Annotated in this window: 14 protein-coding genes; 7 read left to right on the top strand and 7 right to left on the bottom strand. The window is 67.5% G+C overall.

The window, feature by feature from the left end; translation table 11 throughout:
* Positions 1 to 60: 60 nt before the first annotated feature.
* Positions 61 to 1,239: an MFS transporter gene (locus tag NA12_RS22605; RefSeq protein ID WP_067454851.1), complete on the bottom strand. Its 1,179-nt coding sequence runs from the start codon at positions 1,237 to 1,239 to the stop codon at positions 61 to 63.
* Positions 1,240 to 1,345: 106 nt separating this feature from the next.
* Between NA12_RS22605 and NA12_RS22600 the strand changes: the two genes are divergently transcribed.
* The 4 genes from NA12_RS22600 (at position 1,346) to NA12_RS22585 (ending at position 5,543) form a co-directional block, all read left to right on the top strand.
* Positions 1,346 to 1,795: a MarR family winged helix-turn-helix transcriptional regulator gene (locus tag NA12_RS22600; protein ID WP_067454849.1), complete on the top strand. Its 450-nt coding sequence runs from the start codon at positions 1,346 to 1,348 to the stop codon at positions 1,793 to 1,795.
* A 67-nt stretch (positions 1,796 to 1,862) separates the two neighbouring features.
* Positions 1,863 to 2,741 (top strand): hypothetical protein, encoded by an 879-nt coding sequence (locus NA12_RS22595; protein ID WP_067454847.1) that lies wholly within the window; start codon positions 1,863 to 1,865, stop codon positions 2,739 to 2,741.
* 286 nt (positions 2,742 to 3,027) lie between these two features.
* Entirely contained in the window at positions 3,028 to 4,380 is a 1,353-nt protein-coding gene (locus NA12_RS22590) for a WS/DGAT/MGAT family O-acyltransferase (protein WP_067454843.1), read from the top strand.
* Positions 4,381 to 4,424: 44 nt separating this feature from the next.
* Positions 4,425 to 5,543: an NAD(P)H-dependent flavin oxidoreductase gene (locus tag NA12_RS22585; RefSeq protein WP_067454840.1), complete on the top strand. Its 1,119-nt coding sequence runs from the start codon at positions 4,425 to 4,427 to the stop codon at positions 5,541 to 5,543.
* A gap of 91 nt (positions 5,544 to 5,634) precedes the next feature.
* Here NA12_RS22585 and NA12_RS22580 read toward each other — a convergent pair whose 3' ends face one another.
* The 6 genes from NA12_RS22580 to NA12_RS22555 all read right to left on the bottom strand — a co-directional run bounded on the left by NA12_RS22580 (position 5,635) and on the right by NA12_RS22555 (position 11,856).
* The gene (locus NA12_RS22580) at positions 5,635 to 6,408 is read right to left on the bottom strand and encodes a GntR family transcriptional regulator (protein ID WP_067454837.1); all 774 of its coding nucleotides are present in this window, start codon (positions 6,406 to 6,408) and stop codon (positions 5,635 to 5,637) included.
* Between the two features lie 246 nt (positions 6,409 to 6,654).
* Positions 6,655 to 9,027 (bottom strand): lysylphosphatidylglycerol synthase transmembrane domain-containing protein, encoded by a 2,373-nt coding sequence (locus NA12_RS22575; RefSeq protein WP_067454834.1) that lies wholly within the window; start codon positions 9,025 to 9,027, stop codon positions 6,655 to 6,657.
* 142 nt (positions 9,028 to 9,169) lie between these two features.
* A complete protein-coding gene (locus tag NA12_RS22570; protein WP_084473014.1) occupies positions 9,170 to 10,111 on the bottom strand; it encodes an MBL fold metallo-hydrolase in 942 nt (313 codons plus the stop codon).
* Between the two features lie 194 nt (positions 10,112 to 10,305).
* Positions 10,306 to 10,686 carry an RNA-binding S4 domain-containing protein gene (locus tag NA12_RS22565; RefSeq protein WP_067454831.1) on the bottom strand — a complete coding sequence of 127 codons (381 nt, stop codon included), beginning with the start codon at positions 10,684 to 10,686 and terminating at the stop codon, positions 10,306 to 10,308.
* 3 nt (positions 10,687 to 10,689) lie between these two features.
* Positions 10,690 to 11,256: a C40 family peptidase gene (locus NA12_RS22560; RefSeq protein WP_067454828.1), complete on the bottom strand. Its 567-nt coding sequence runs from the start codon at positions 11,254 to 11,256 to the stop codon at positions 10,690 to 10,692.
* Positions 11,257 to 11,583: 327 nt separating this feature from the next.
* On the bottom strand, positions 11,584 to 11,856 hold the full coding sequence (locus NA12_RS22555) for a hypothetical protein (RefSeq protein ID WP_067454825.1): 273 nt from the start codon (positions 11,854 to 11,856) through the stop codon (positions 11,584 to 11,586).
* Between the two features lie 108 nt (positions 11,857 to 11,964).
* Between NA12_RS22555 and NA12_RS22550 the strand changes: the two genes are divergently transcribed.
* The 3 genes from NA12_RS22550 to NA12_RS22540 all read left to right on the top strand — a co-directional run bounded on the left by NA12_RS22550 (position 11,965) and on the right by NA12_RS22540 (position 14,835).
* Positions 11,965 to 13,146 (top strand): ATP-binding protein, encoded by a 1,182-nt coding sequence (locus tag NA12_RS22550; RefSeq protein ID WP_067454823.1) that lies wholly within the window; start codon positions 11,965 to 11,967, stop codon positions 13,144 to 13,146.
* A 263-nt stretch (positions 13,147 to 13,409) separates the two neighbouring features.
* Positions 13,410 to 14,354 carry an alpha/beta fold hydrolase gene (locus NA12_RS22545; RefSeq protein WP_067454820.1) on the top strand — a complete coding sequence of 315 codons (945 nt, stop codon included), beginning with the start codon at positions 13,410 to 13,412 and terminating at the stop codon, positions 14,352 to 14,354.
* A 190-nt stretch (positions 14,355 to 14,544) separates the two neighbouring features.
* Entirely contained in the window at positions 14,545 to 14,835 is a 291-nt protein-coding gene (locus NA12_RS22540) for an Rv0250c family protein (protein WP_067454817.1), read from the top strand.
* The last annotated feature ends 147 nt before the right edge of the window (positions 14,836 to 14,982 follow it).

Here is a 14,982-nt window from a genome sequence, read left to right as displayed (position 1 = left end):
GAATCACGAAATCCCCGGTGGGCAGCGTTATCCGCTGCCCACCGGGGATTTTTCGTCGAACTACACCGTGACGGGTTCGGCGACCGGGGGCCGAACAGCTCGCTCACCGCGAGTGGCGGCGATCAACACCAGCAGCCCGGTCACCGCGAATCCCATCCCCACCCAGAGCGGTGACACCCAGCCGAAGCCCGCGCTGATCGCCAGCCCGGACAGCCACACGCCGAGGAAGTTGCCCACATTGAAGGCCGCGATATTGGCCGACGAGGCGAGCGTCGGTGCGGCGCCTGCGTGGTCGAGCACCCGCATCTGGAGGCCGGGGGTGGCGCCGAAGCCGAAGAAGCCCATGGCGGGAAGCAGCAGCAGGGCCGCGATCTTGTAGTCGGCGAGCAGTGCGAAGGCCGCCAGCGCGAGCGCGAGGGCCAGCGTGAGCGTGAGCAGGGTGCGGGTGAGGGCACGGTCGGCCCAGCGGCCGCCGAGCAGGTTGCCGAAGAACAGGCCGACGCCGAACAGCACCAGCAGCCAGGGCACCATCGCGTCGGCGAACCCGGTGACGCGGGTGAGCAGCGGTTCGATGTACATGAACGCGCCGAACATCCCGCCGAACACCAGGACGGTCATGGCCAGCGAGTACCAGACCTGGGTGTTGCGGAAGACCGACAACTCGGCTCGGAGATTCGGGCGTTCGCGGGTGGCGGGTGCGTCGGGGACGAGCGCGGTGATGCCTGCCAGGGCGATCAGCCCGACGATGGTGATCACCACGAACGTGGCCCGCCAGCCCCATTGCTGCCCGACGAATGTTCCCAGTGGCACGCCGAGAACGTTCGCGATGGTGAGTCCGCCGAACATGATCGAGATGGCTCCGGCCTTCTTCTCCGGTGCGACGAGCGAGGCCGCGAGCACGGCGCCGATGCCGAAGAACGCGCCGTGGGCGAGGGCGGCGAGCACCCTCCCACCGAGCAGGGCGGCGTAGCCGGGGGCCAGCGCCGAGGCCGCGTTTCCGATGGTGAACAGGACCATGAGCAGCTGCAATGCCCGCTTGGGCTGCCACCGGTTGACGAGGGGGGTCAGCGCGAGCGCGCCGACGACGACGGCCAGCGCGTACCCGGAGATGAGGTAGCCGGCGGTGGGCACCGAGACCCCGAGGTCGGCCGCGACCGGGGAGAGCAGCCCCGCGATGACGAACTCGGTGAGTCCGATGCCGAAGCCCCCGAGCGCGAGAGCGATGAGACCGAGTGGCATGTGAACGCCTCTTTTCATCATGAGCCGATTAACCGCGTGTGCAACTAACGCTGCCCGACGATAGTTGCACACGCGCTATATTGCAACCGCCAGCTATACTCGGCGCATGGGTATAGCTGATGACGCCATCGAGGTACGGGCGACCGGCTGGCGCACCCTGGCCGCGCTGCACGGGCATATCGAGGCGGCGCTCGAACGCGAACTGGTGCGCGAACACGAACTGTCGATCGTCGAGTTCACCGTGCTCGACGCCCTGACCCGCCAGGACGGCTGGCACATGCGGATCTCCCAGCTGGCCCGCGCGGCCGCGTTGTCGGCGAGCGCGACCACCCGGCTGGTCAACCGGCTGGAAGACCGCGGCTTCCTGGTGCGCGTGCTGTGTGCCGACGACCGCCGCGGTATCTACACCGAACTCACCGAAACCGGCAGGGCCGCCTACGAGAAGGCGAAACCGACCCACGATCGAGCACTCGAGAAAGCGCTCGCCGACGCCGAGCAGATCCCGGAACTGGCACCCCTGGTCGGTTTTCTGCACCGAGTTCCAGCGCCGAGCTGACACGCGACATCGATACCAACGCGCCGATCATGGTGACTGTTGCCGATACCGGTGCAATGATCGCTGAGTGACTCAGTGGCTCCCACTCCTCGGCTCGCTCCCCGTCGCCGGCGCAGTTCTGGTCGGCGTCATCGCCAACAATCGAACCCACCGGCAAGGAATCGCGGCCGCCGACGAGCGCGGCAGGCAGGCACTCGACACCGCGCAACGCAATGTCGAACTGTCGAACATGGTGGGCGACCAGCGCGATCACGAGGCGTGGCGGCGCGAGGCGGTACTCGCCGCGGTCACCTCGATCCTGGATATCTCGGCCTCGGTGCGCACCGATCTGACCAGCTGCGGTGAATGGGATCTGGTCACCGTCGAGGAGATCGACAAACTCGGCGCGCAGATCCACAAGGTGATCTGGGATAGCCCGGGCGGCATGCTGACTCGCCTTCGGGTGGTGGCGCATCGCCGGATTCCCAACAAGTGCGAAGACCTGATGCGCACCCTCACCGCGGCCCAGCACATCACGATGCAGCGGCTGAAACTGCACATCGACGTGGAGGCCACCGTCGAGGAGCTGGAGGAGATGGCCTCGCTATGGCAGAAGGCGATGCGCCATGCCGCCGAGCAGGAGCGCGCGCTGGTCGAGACGACGCGCATCGAGCTGGGCATCGAGATCGCGACGAAGGGGACCGGGGTGGACCCGGCGCCCGCACCGCAGCCGGTGGTCACCGAAACCCGTTCGGACGAAGTCACATCCGCGGAAGTCGCCGAGGAACAACCCGCCGAGGCCGAGCAGCCGGCCGAGCCGCAACAGCCCACCGAGGCATCGCAGCCCATCGAGACACCGCAGCCCATCGAGGTACCGCAGCCCGCCGCGCAGGCCGACGAGACACCGCAGGAAGACGATCCGCGCGAGGCCGTAGACCCACGCGAGGCGCAGACCGTCAAAGTCTGACCGGAACGGAAAGCGGGCCGCGACACCAGGTGTCGCGGCCCGCTTTCGTCGAGCTCCCCGAGTCCGCGCGCCGCTGCGTCCGCTCGGCCCGAGCATCCAGTAACCTTCCGCGAGATGAACATCCAGTGAACTCCATAGAGTTCGCGATGGTCCGAGCGTTCAACTGACGCGATCCCGGGCACACGGGTAACGTGGACAGACGGCACGCAGGGGTGCCGTACCCGACAGCGTGGTCGATCGTCTGAAGACTTCTCACCGAACCACTCTCGTCAGGGGGCGATCTCTCATGGATCTCATCGCGCCGTTGGATGCGCTGTTCTTGCTCGCGGAATCTCGTGAGCACCCGATGCACGTCGGCTCACTGCAATTGTTCGAACCGCCCGAAGACGCCGGTCCGGATTACCTGCGCGAGTTCCGCGCGGCCCTGTTGGCCGACAAGACCGTTCGGGCCACATTCAGCAAACGGCCCGCCACCTGGCTGGGCGCGCCGCAGATGGCGTGGACCCAGGACGACGACGTCGACCTGGACTATCACGTGCAGCGCAGCGCCCTGCCCGGGCCCGGCCATATCGACCAGCTGCTCGATCACGCGTCGACCCTGCACAGCGCCCTGCTCGACCGGCACCGCCCGATGTGGGAGCTGCACTTCGTCGAGGGGCTGGCCGACGGGCGCTTCGCGCTCTACTCGAAGATGCATCACGCGCTGGTGGACGGTGTTTCGGCGCAGCGCCTCATGCGGCGGACGCTGACCACCGACCCGTTCGGAACCGAGCTCATGCGGCCGTGGAACCTGCCACGCAAGATCGGGCCGCCGCGTCCCGGCCGGTCCCGGCTCGGCGGACTGATCGATAGCGTCACCTCGGCGCGCTCGTCGACCACCGCGTTGATCAAGGCGGCACGCACCGGCCTGGTACGCCAGCAACTCACCCTGCCGTTCGAGGCGCCGCGCACGCTGTTCAACGTGCCGATCGGCGGCGCCCGCAAATGCGCGGTGCGCAGCTGGTCGATGGATCGGGTCAAGCAGGTGAAGAAGGCGACCGGGGCAACCGTGAACGATGTGGTGCTGACGATGTCGGCGGGCGCGTTGCGCGCCTACCTGCTCGAGCGCGACGCCTTGCCGGACAAGCCGATGATCGCGATGGTGCCGATGTCATTGCGCGAGGAAGACGATGTCGACACCCAGGGCGTGAAAATCGCGGCGCTGCTGTGCAATCTGGGCACCGATATCGCGGACCCGCTGGAGCGGCTGCGGGTGGTGAGTGAGTCGACGCGGCGCAACAAGGAGGTGTATCACTCCCTCACCCCGGCGCAGACGCTGGCGATGGCCGGGGTGATGTTGAGTCCGATGGCGGCGATGCTGCTGCCCGGTTTCGCCTCGGTGGCGACGCCGCCGTTCAATATCGTCATCTCGAATGTGCCCGGTGCGCGCGAGTCGCTGTACTGGAACGGCTCGCGTCTGGACGCCACCTATCCGCTGTCGATCCCGCTCGACGGGCAGGCCGTGAACATCACCCTCACCTCCAGCGGTGACAACCTCGATTTCGGTCTGGTCGGCTGCCGTCGCACGCTGCCCGACCTGCATCGACTGCTCGATCATCTGGAGGATTCACTGGTCGCGCTCGAGGATGCCGCACTGTAGAAATTAGGCATTCTCGACCAAATTAGAACGTGTTACAGTTCGGTATGCGTACCGAATTCTGCGAACAGCTCGGCATCGAGTTCCCCATCTTCGCCTTCACCCATTGCCGCGACGTCGTGGCTGCGGTGAGCAACGCGGGCGGATTGGGGGTACTCGGTGCCGTCGGCTTCACCGCCGAACAGCTCGAGGTCGAGCTGGCCTGGCTCGACGAGCACGTCACCGGGATCTATGGCGTCGACCTGGTGATTCCGTCGAAATACGAGGGCAAGGGCGTCGACGGACTCACCCCCGAACAGCTGGAAAAGCAGCTGGCGCAGATGGTGCCGCAGGGCCATCGCGACTTCGCCCAGCAGATCCTCACCGATCACCACGTGCCCGCGCTGCCCGACGGTGAACACCACAACGAGCTACTCGGCTGGACCGCGACCACTGCGGGACCGCAGGTCGACGTCATCCTGAACCACCCCAAGGCCAAGCTCGTGGCCAACGCGCTCGGCACCCCGCCCGATGACGTGGTCAAGCGGATCCAGGACTCCGGCCGGGTGATCGGCGCGCTGTGCGGCTCGGTCAAGCACGCGATGAACCACAAGGCGGCAGGCCTGGACTTCGTGGTGTGTCAGGGCACCGAGGGCGGCGGGCACTGCGGCGAGGTGTCCTCGCTGGTGCTGTGGCCGCAGGTGATCGACGCGATCGGCGATGTGCCGGTACTGGCCGCCGGCGGCATCGGCAACGGCGCGCAGGTCGCGGCGGCGCTGGCGATGGGCGCGGCGGGCGCGTGGACCGGGTCGCTGTGGCTCACCGTCGAGGAGGCCAATGTGCCGCCCGCCCAGATGGATACCTACCTCGAGGCGACCAGCCACGACACCGTCCGCTCGCGTTCGTGGACCGGCAAGCCGTGCCGCATGCTGAAGAACGACTGGACCGACGCCTGGGAGTCCACCGACACCCCCGACCCGCTGCCGATGCCGCTGCAGATGATGGTGGCCCTCGACGGCGTCAAGCGTGGACACCGCTACCCCGAGGCCGCCAAGGACGTGAACTTCAACCCGGTCGGCCAGGTGGTCGGCATGATGAACAAGGTCGAACGCAGCGCCGACGTGGTCAACCGCCTCGTCGAGGAGTACGTCACCGCCTACGACCGCCTCACCCGGCTCAACGGCTGAGCTGTCCCACCTCGAAGATCGGTGCCCGGCCGGCTGTCGACCGGGCCCGATCCTCGCACCGGTCGCCGAACGAATCCGGCTCGGACAGGGTTCAGACGGCCGAACTCAACGGCACGGTGTGCAGCGGTGTCTCGCCGACGAGCTGACCGAAGCGGGCGATCACCTTCTCGTGGTACAGCGCGAACAGATCACCGAACAGCGCGAGTTGTGCCTCGCTCGGCGCGGATTCGGCGTCCCACACCGCGAGTAGCGCGCGCCAGACGAGCACGTGCAGATCGGGCGCGACGGCGAAATAGGCGGCGACCGCCTCCGGCACCTCCACGACCATATCGGCGATCGAATTCAACACCGCGCGTTGCATACTCATGCCGAGCACACCGAGTAGCTTGCGCACCAGCGCGATCTCGGCGGCGATGATGTGCGCGTGGTCGGGCACGGTCTGGCGCGCCATCGCCTCCAGCTCGTCGACGGCGGCGGCGAGCTCGGCCGGATCGAGCACCTTCTCCCCCGCGGTGTAGGCGAGCAACGCCTCGCCCACGATGCCGCGTTCGACCTCGACGATGTCGGTGAACATCTCGGCCGCGACCGCGGGCGCGGTGATCGAGAACCGGAACAGATGCCGGTAGACGTCCATGCCGCCCTCGACGCGGACATCGCGGATGGTGAAGCCCTTGCCCCGCCTGGCCTCGACGAACCCGTAGGACTCGAGTCGTCCGAGGATGAGCTGGGCGGTGGCACGGTTCATCCCGAACTCGTCGGCGACCTGGCGCACCGACGGCATCAGCTCGCCCGGCCGGTACTCGCCGGTGGCTACGCGGCGTGCCAACTCATCGGCGACGTCGGCGACCACCGTCCGGGATCCCATCGAAAAAACACCTCTCGGTCATGATCCAGCTACGTCCCAGACAGTTTAGGCGCTCTGTCTTCGGAGCGCTGGCGCGCTCGGGTCGCGGCCCTTCGGGCCCCGAGAACAAGACGTTCAGCGATCGCAGCGCTATCGCGGCGCTTGGTCGATCGATCAGCGGTCTTTCCTTCTTGGGTGCCGTTCGGCTGGATCAGACAGCGGTGCGGCACCGTGCTCGGATACACCGGCAACGGGGCAGCTAAACATTCAGATCATGTCTTTCTTGTCCAGCCAGCCCATGACCGGCCAGCCGAGACCGACCGGGATCCAGCAGGTCAGCACGCGGTAGAGCAGGACGGCGGGAACCGCGATCTCGGCCGGGACGCCGAAAGCCGCGAGACCACCGATCAGCGCGGCCTCGACCGCGCCGACACCGCCGGGGGTCGGCGCGGCCGAGGCCAGCGAGCCGCCGATCATGGTGACGATGGTGACGGCCACGAAATCCGTGCCGCCGCCGAAGGCCTCGACGCTGGTCCACAGGGCGAGTGCCTGCCCGAGGGTGATCGCGCCACAACCGGCGATGATGACCACGAATCGCTTCGGGTCCTTGGCCAGGTCGGCGAGTTCGCCCAGCACTTCCTTCACCTGCGGGCGCACCGAGTGATTCACCCAGCGGCGCAGCGTCGGCACGAACATGAACGCGCCGATCAGCCCCACGCCGACGCCCGCGATCAGATACAGCACGGTCGCGTCGGGTACGAAGTGAGCCAGATTGGTCGAGGTGCCCGCCACCACGCTGAACACGACGAGCAGCACCAGGTGCGTGATCACCTGCATCGACTGCTGCATCGCCACCGCGGCGGTCGCGCGCAGGGTCGTCATGCCCGCCTTCTGCAGGAACCGCACGCTCAGCGCCAACCCGCCGACGCCCGCGGGGGTGGTCGTCGCCACGAAGGTGTTGGCCAGCTGCTCCACGAGCAGATACCGCATCTTGACCAGCCCATCCGCGCAGGCGCCGAGCGCGGCGGCGGCACCCACATAGGTCAGTCCCGAGACGGCCAGACCCGCGAGCGCCCACCACCAGTTGAGCGTGCGCAGCTGGCTGAAGAACGTCGGCACCTGGCTGAAGAACGGATAGGCCACATAGACCAGCGCCACCAGCAGGACGAGCTGGATGATCTGGTTGCGGGAGAAGCGCGTGATCTGCTGGGACTGGATCCGGTCGTGGCCCGTCTGCCTGCGCACCTCCTCGCGGGCGGTGGCCATCACTTTCGTCCACTGCGGCACCGACTTCCGGATGCCGATCGACATGGCCGATTTCGTCAGGCGCCGGGCCGCGTAGGCGACCCGGTCCTCGCCGAGCGCCTCGATCGCCGCCGAGACGGCCTCGTGTTTGCCGTACAGGGACGTGGTGGTCACCAGCAGCTGAGCGATATCGGTCTGGCGTTGCGCCTCGGCCGCACCGAATTCGGCGGCCGCGAAGCCGCCGAACAGGGTGTCGCCCTGGCTGACCCGCACGAAATCGGGTTGCAGATCGCCGAGGCTGATCTGGTTCTCGTGCAGGCGCAGCAGCGACCGCCACACACCGGGCAACACCTGCGCGGACAACGACGCGATCTGGGTACCGCGAGGCCTGGTGCGCGCGTACAGCATCCACCCGCGGTTCAGACCTGCCACCGCCACCTGATGGCTGTCGGCCATGCCGAGGTCACCGATCGCGATGCCGAGCAGCGCCCGATGTTCCACCGCCCGGTGCATCGATCCGTGCAGTGGCGCGGTCTCGCTGGAGCGGAAGGTTATCCAGCGCCACACCTGCCGGATCGCGCCGAAGCTGCGCTGGTTCTTGCCGTACAGCTCGACCATGATCTCGTCTTCCGGCCCGTCGACTTCGGTGGCGAGCAGCAGCGGCCCGCGACCGGCCGGCCGGTCGACCCGGAAGGCGCGCACGATGTGGCCGCGCTCCGCGAGCACCCGGACCGCGGCGTCGAGCGGCACCTCGAGCGCGGGCGTGCCGACCACCCACACGATCACCGCGCCGACCAACCAGCCCACCGCCAACCCGAGCATCGCCCGCGCCGGCACCACCGAGCTCACCACCAGATGGATCGGCGCGAACATCAGCAGCAGAAACCACATCCAGCGTCGCGGCCGCACCGGCAGCCACGGACTCGACACGGTGAGCATCGCCGCGAGCATCGCGATCCAGCGCGGATCGTCGAGGAATTGGGAGAGGAACGTGTCGAAGCGGTCCGGCACCGGCAGGTGCCATTTCGGTGTGGAGATACCCGCACCGGTGATCGACAGGGCGAGTACCGCGAGCAGGCCCGCCGCCCCGTACCCGAACAGCAGCTTCCACTGCCTACGCACGACCAGTTCGATGAAGATGGCGAACGGCAGGGCAAGGATGAGCATGCCGTAGATCAGGTAGACCATCGTCGCCTGGTCCTGGCTGAGGAATCCGACGATATTGGCGACCGAGCGTTCCAGCGCCAGCCACTCCGGGCGGGTGATCAGTGAGCCCGCGACCACCACGGCAACGCCGATGACCGCCAGTACAACCCGGACGATGTCGCTGGTGCGCCGGATCATCGGCTGCAGGAGTTTCCCCGTGACCGGGATCTCCCGACCGTCGACTCGCATGAGCCGCACGATACACACCGACACGCCGCGGACCCGCCGTGACATCACCCAACCGTTACAGTCGTACCCGCGTGAGGTGAGCCGTCACCGGTCGTCACCGACACCGGCGTCACCCCTGAGGCGGCGCGCGACTACCGGGTGATCAGCGTGCGGTTCGGGCAGTGACCGCGGCGTGGTCGTGGCCGGGGATCACCTCGATCTCGGCGGGTAGGGCGTGCAGGCGGTGGATGGCCTCGAACGCCCGGTTGCGGTCGGTGTCGACGAGTTCACCCAGCAGCGGTGATTTCTCGCGCAGGAGGTCGATCTGCAGGGTGCTCCACACCGCGTCGCCCGCGAGCAGAACGCGGGACCCGTCGTCGACCGCCAGCAGGACGCCGACGCTGCCGGGTGTGTGGCCCGCCAGATCGACGATCAGGACAGATCCGTCGCCGAACAGGTCGTGGCTGCGCGCGAAGGTCAGGACCGGCGGACCGTCGAGTTCGTAGAGGTCGAACGCACGGCCGCGCAAGGGCCCACGGGCGACGCCGAGCGGGGCACGCGAACCGGTCATGGCCCAGTTGTATTCGACGGCGGGCACCCGGATCGGAACCAGGCCGGGCAGTTCGTACAGTCCGGCGACGTGGTCCCAGTGCAGATGCGTGGGCAGCACGAAGTCGATGTCGTTTCCGGTGAGATCGTGCGCGGCCAGTACCTCGCTCAGCCCGCGCACCGGACTGTCGGGGCCGACCACCAGCGGCAGCGGGAAGGGTAGCTCGGGCAGCACCCGCTGGTGCACGCCCGCGCAGATCGCCGGGTCGACCAGGAAGGTGGCGTCGGGGTGCCGGATCAGGAACGTCGACATGGTCAGACGGGTAGACCGCAGGGTACATACGCCCTCGGCGACGATGGTCGTCGGTGCGGACAGTTCGGCCTGCGTGAGTGCGGTCAGGGCGACGGTGTTGCGCGCGCGGGGAACAGGAGCGCACTCCAGTCCGTCGAGAAACGTGGTGTCGGCGCCTCGCGGCCAGAGCAGCCGTGGGCCCGTGGTGGCGACAGCGATACAGCAGGCGAGAACAGTCGATAACATCGTCGTTCGCTCGCCCATATCTGCCACCGTAGGCGATCGCCCACACCGCAGCCACCGAACCAGCCTCGGCCACGGTGTTAGCCGGCACCGATCGGCTAACACAGAACAACATCTTCTATCGGGGGCATACGAGGGTTGCCTGGCCCGGACGGTGCGCCTCGGGTCGCGATATACGGGGGCTACCGAGTGCTGAGCGCGCCGGCGCTTCGGAATTACCGGCCCATCAGCCGATCTGTTTCGCGCCGTTCACGTTTCGTCGGGCGGCCTGCGCCACGCTCACGCTGCGGCAGCGTCGCGAGGACTTCCTTCGGCGGTGGTGGGGGGCTGCGATCGATCAGGCACTGGGCGGCCACCGGGGGGCCGACTCGCTTGTGGATGATCCGCTGGACCACGACGATGCGCTCTAGGCCTGCGTGGCGCACCCTGACCTCGTCACCGAGCCGGACGGTCAGCGCCGGTTTCGCGGCAACCCCATTAACGCGCACATGCCCGGCGCGACAGGCTTCTGCCGCGGCCGAGCGTGTTTTGAAAAGGCGCACCGCCCAGGTCCACGCGTCGACGCGGGCCTGGGTGTCGGAGTGCTGGGGGGTCACCCCTTAGACGATACGGCGAGCCGTGACGACGTCGTCTGCGCTGAGGTGGGTGTAGGACACCGGGGTGCCCGACTGCACAGCGTTGAGGAGCTGACCGTTGCCCGCGTAGATACCGACGTGGCCGCCACCGTTGGTGATGACGATGTCACCGGCCTGCAGGTTGTCGAACGAGACGGGCGCGCCGACATGCGACTGCTCGAAGCTGGTGCGCGGCAGTTCGACACCGGCCTGGCGGTATGCCCACTGCACGAGGCCGGAGCAGTCGAAGCTCTGCGGGCCCGCGGCGCCCCAGTTGTACTGGGCACCCAGCTTGCCGCGGGCGGCGTCGAGGGCGATGTTGCCGGCGGTCTGCTGCTGCGGCTGAACGAACGGGTTGTCGAAGTTCACGCTCGGGAGCTGCGGTGCGGCCTGGCCCTGCGGGGCGACCATCGCCTGGAGCTGCTTCTCGACCTGCTGTGCCGGCTGCTCGAGCTCTGGCGGCAGATCGAAGTTACCGAGACCGGGGATGTTGATCGTGGCGGCCTGCGAAATCGCGGGCATCGCACCGGTTGTAGCGGCCACCGCACCCATGACGAGGGCACCCTTGACGGAATTCGGCAGTCGAGAATCCCGCTGCAAGCTGTGTTTACCCACCGAGACGAGTCTCCGATCTTGCTACTCTCCCGCCGCTTCGCGAATCGCTTGGCGACCACGACTTCTCGGCGGTGACCCAGTGGCGCCGCTCCTCTGACGAACCGACAGACTCCACTAAGTCACGAGAAGATTACGGCCTGTGATGAGCGCTGTCCAGCGAAGCACGCAAGTTGTTTTCTTCCGGCCGGAAAAGCCCAGAACAACGGATACGGCACCGGCGTGTCGGCGTGCGTAACGTTTTCATCGCTCACGCCGAGGGGCCCGTTATCGCGGGCGCCGGTCGAGCAGCGCGCGTTCGAGTTCGTCGATGCGCGTCCGGGCGTCGGCCAGGTCGACCTCGAGTCTGCCCAGCACGATGAGCAGCGGCGCGAGAGCCAGGGGCGCGAGAGCCTCCGGCGCGAGTTCGCCATCGCCCTGCTCGGCGGTCGCCTCGAGCGTTGCCAGCAGTTGCCGCCGGACCGCGTCGGCCAGATGAGCCCCCGGCGGCAAGGGCCACGCGGCGACCATTTCGGCAACGGACAGCGGTTGCTCGGACATCGCCCTCCTTCTCGGATTCACAGACCGTCTCATGTTCGCTAGCAGTATCTAGGACTCAGCCCAGAGTTACCGAGATTCTCCCGTGCGCAAAGGCTACGGTTATCCGGCATGGACCCCGTGCGCAATCCGTATGCACCCGGCGCCGGCCAGCGTCCGCCCGAATTGGCCGGGCGCGACAAACAACTCATGGCGTTCGACATCGTGCTGGAGCGCATCGCCCGCGGTCGACCGGAACGCAGTGTGATGCTCACCGGCCTGCGCGGCGTCGGGAAGACCGTGCTGCTCAACCAGTTTCGCAGCGCCGCTGTCTCACGCGGCTGGGGCACCGGCAAGATCGAAGCGCGGCCCGACCAGGATCTGCGCCGACCGCTGTCCTCCGCCCTGCATATGGCGGTGCGCGCGATCGCGATGTCGGCCCGCAATGCCGAACAGGTCGACGATTTCCTCGGCATCCTCAAAGCGTTCGCCTTGCGCGCCACCGCGGACAAGGGCATGCGCGAACGCTGGCAGCCCGGTATCGACGTACCCGCGGTGACCGGCCGCGCCGACTCGGGCGATATCGAGATCGATCTGATCGAACTGTTCAAGGAGGCCGCGGCGCTCGCCGCCGACATCGGTGTCGGCATTGCCATTTTCATCGATGAAATGCAAGACCTCGGCCCCGCCGACGTGTCCGCGATCTGCGGAGCCTGCCACGAACTGAGCCAGGACGGCGCCCCGCTGATCGTCGTCGGCGCCGGCCTCCCCCATCTCCCCGCCGTGCTCTCCGCCTCGAAAAGCTACTCGGAGCGATTGTTCAGCTACCACCGCATCGATCGCCTCGATCGCGAATCCGCCGACCGCGCGCTCATCGCGCCCGCCGAACGCGAAGAGGTGAAGTTCACCGAGACAGCACTCGATTCGCTCTACCGAAGAGCCGACGGCTACCCCTATTTCGTGCAGGCCTATGGCAAGGCGGCCTGGGACCAGGCACCCGACACTCCGATCACCGCCGAAGACGTCGCGGTGGCCTCCCCCGCCGCCGAGGAAGAACTCGCGGTCGGCTTCTTCGGCTCCCGCTACGAACGCGCGACTCCCGCCGAACGCGAGTACATGCGCGCGATGGCCGACCTGGCGGGCGACGACGCCCCGGTCGCCACCTCGGCGGTGGCCGCCGAACTCGGCCGCAAGCCCGCCTCGGTATCCCCCGCGCGCGACGGCCTGATCAAGAAGGGCCTCATCTACTCGGCCGAGCGTGGCACCATCGGCTTCACGGTCCCCCACTTCGGCCGCTATCTCCGCAACGTATAGAAATCTTCGGATATCTAGGGAATCACCTAGAGAGTTGCAGAGAGTTCTGACGAGCCGCTCTTCGATGGCTATCTGAGGTGTTCTAGCCAAAGTCCTAGATGACCCAATATTTTCCTGGATAACAGCGGGGACCCGCCCGGGATCGGTTGCGCATCAGGTGGATAACGCGAGGGTTCACCGGCTAACACGCTGGAAACCTTCTCCGAAACACCAGCAGGACCCGCCGCTGACGGCGCGTCCCGCCGGAGGCGGAGGAGGCTCCAATGTCGAAGACCTTCCCTATCACCGACGGTCGCCGCTGCACCGTCGTCGCCGATGACGGTGTCCCGATCGCGGTCCGCAGCTTCGGCGCCGCGGACGCCGCCCTGACCGTGGTTTTCGTGCACGGCCACTGTCTGCACACCGAATCCTGGTCGTTGCTGCGCGCACACCTGCTGCGCGAGTGGGACGCCGACGCCCGCATGGTCTTCTACGATCACCGCGGCCACGGCGAATCCGGGCACGCCCACCACACCACCTACACGATCGACCAGCTCGCCGGCGATCTCGACGCGGTGCTGCGCGCACTCGCGCCGACCGGGCCGGTGGTGCTCATCGGTCATTCCATGGGCGCGATGGTGGTACTCGCCTACGCCCGCCTCCACCCGGCGGCCATCGGTCACCGGGTCGCCGGGATCGGTCTGATCGCCGGAGCCGCGGGCGGCATCGCCGAGATCGGCCTCGGCAGACTGCTCAACCGGCACGCCGTGGCCTCGCTGCAGCGCGCCGTCGTGCATGCGCCGCGGGTGATGCAGGCGTCGAAACAGCTCTCCCGCTGGGTCTTCGCGCCGCTGATCCGCGAGGCGAGCACGGGTACCGGGCGGTTGAATCCACGCGTGGCGGCGATCGCCACCGCGGTACTCAACGAGACCGCGCTCCTGACCACGTCCAGCTTCCTGAGCTCACTGCTCGACTTCGACGAGGCACCCACCCTGCCCCGCTTCGGCGATCTGCCCGCCCTCGTGCTGGCGGGCTCGGCCGACCTCATGATGCCGTTCGCGCACTCGGTCGTGCTGGCCTCACAGCTGGCGGGAGCCGAACTGGTGCGGATCGAGGGCGCGGGGCACAGCGTGATCCTCGAACGCGCGGAAGAGGTCGCTCACTCGATCATCGCGCTCGCCGAGCGGGCGAGCAACGGCGCCCGCTCGCGCTACGCCGCGGCAGGGTGATCGCCACGGTTATCGGATGGCAATCCTGTGATCCCCGACAACATCGGGCGTAAACCGAAAAGATCCGTTATTGTGGTGGAGATCACGTTGTGTGGTGAGTCACACAGCTCGGTGCAGTGCGGCCCGAGGTTTTCGGGCGTGCCCGTGATCCGGCGAGTCGGTATGCCCGCCATATACACAGGAGGTAACGATGACACGCAGCGATATCGCGGAACTGCGCTACGCGGTCGGCCAACTCCGGCAATCGATAGGCGCACTGCGCTCCAACTACGGCGACGCGGCCACCATCCGTCGTCTGGAGAACGACCTCGAGCGGATCGTCATCGACGCCGAGGACTTCGAGCAGGCACCACCGCCGGAACTCGCTGTCCCCCGGCGGTCCGAGCCGATCTACGTACCGGACAGCAAGTCCGACGAAGCGGCATGGATGGGGGCGCAGGACGAAGGGCTGGGGTTTCATTCGCGGCCCAGGACGAAGTAAGGCCTGATCACCGGCGCGACGGCTCTGTGTACAGGGTCGTCGCGCCGACCTGTGTTTTTGGAGCGCTGGCGCGCTCGAGCGGGGCGCTTGGGTACAGGCATACGGGGGTTAGCCGGCTCGGGTGGTGAACCTTGGGTAGAGACATAA

Origin of the sequence: Nocardia alba NBRC 108234 (genome assembly GCF_001612665.1) — a bacterium.
In the GTDB taxonomy this organism is placed as follows: Bacteria; Actinomycetota; Actinomycetes; order Mycobacteriales; family Mycobacteriaceae; genus Nocardia; species Nocardia alba.
The sequence above is the reverse complement of the archived record's forward strand: the minus strand, read 5'-3'. Positions and strand labels throughout refer to the sequence as shown.